Below are 1,374 nucleotides of genomic sequence, written 5' to 3'. Positions count from 1 at the left end.
ACCGGCGCCATGCCGACCGGGGCGATGCCCATCACCGGCAACGGCGGGGTCAGGCCCCGGCCCGAGACCACCACCTTGCGCACCCCGACCGCCGTCCACGCGATCGACCAGGTCACCGTCACCATCGGACGCGCCCCCGACAACACCGTCGTCCTCAACGACCTCCTCGTCTCCCGCCGCCACGCCCTGCTGCGCCGCTCCGGGACCGGGTGGGAACTGCTCGACAACAACTCCGCCAACGGCACCTACGTCAACGGCACCCGCATCACCCGCACCCTGCTGGGCCCCGACGACATCGTCGGCATCGGCCACCAACTACTGCACCTGGCCGGCGACCGCCTCGTCGAATACGTCGACACCGGCGACATCTCCTACGAAGCCGCCAACCTGCACATCGCCACCAACAACGGCAAAGTCCTGCTCGACGACATCAGCTTCGTCCTACCCGAACGCAGCTTCCTGGCCGTCGTCGGACCCTCCGGCGCCGGCAAATCCACCCTGCTGGCCGCCCTCACCGGATTCCGCCCCGCCACCACCGGCACCGCCCGCTACGACGAACGCGACCTCTACGACAACTACGCCGAACTACGCCACCGCATCGGCTTCGTCCCCCAAGACGACATCCTGCACACCCCACTAACCGTGCGACGCGCCCTCAACTACGCCGCCCGACTGCGCTTCCCCCACGACGTCACCGCCACCGAACGCCAACAACGCATCGACGAAGTCCTCACCGAACTCGGCCTGGCCGCCCAAGCCGACCAACGCATCGACAGCCTCTCAGGCGGACAACGCAAACGCACCAGCGTCGCCCTGGAACTCCTCACCAAACCCTCCCTGCTGTTCCTCGACGAACCCACCTCAGGCCTGGACCCCGGCTACGAGAAATCCGTCATGCAAACCCTGCGCACCCTGGCCGACGACGGCCGCTCCGTCGTCGTGGTCACCCACAACATCGCCCACCTCAACATGTGCGACCGCCTGCTCGTCCTGGCCCCCGGCGGACGCCTGGCCTACTTCGGCCCACCCCAACAAGCCCTGTCCTACTTCAACTGCACCGACTTCGCCGACCTATTCATCCTGCTCGAAAACGACACCGACACCGACTGGACCACCGCCTACAACAACTCCCCCCTCCACGCCGCCTTCACCCCCCAACCCGACCCCCACCCCGCCCCCGAAACCCCACCCGACACCACCAAACCCAAAGCCCAACAATCCGCCCTCGCCCAATTCAGCATCCTGTGCCGCCGCTACCTCGCCGTCATCGCCGCCGACCGCCAATACACCCTCTTCCTACTCGCCCTACCCCTGCTCCTGAGCCTGTTCACCTACGCCGTCCCCGGCGACGCCGGACTCTCCCTCGCCGCAGCC

Annotated in this window: 1 protein-coding gene; it reads left to right on the top strand. The window is 67.5% G+C overall.

Annotated elements, in window-relative coordinates:
- Window positions 1–9: 9 nt before the first annotated feature.
- A partial coding sequence (locus ACZY1I_RS32135; protein WP_463761695.1) for an ATP-binding cassette domain-containing protein occupies window positions 10–1,374 on the top strand: 1,365 nt, incomplete at its 3' end.

The sequence above is a fragment of the Mycobacterium sp. IDUB_37 genome (assembly GCF_055419245.1).
The sequence above is the reverse complement of the archived record's forward strand: the minus strand, read 5'-3'. Positions and strand labels throughout refer to the sequence as shown.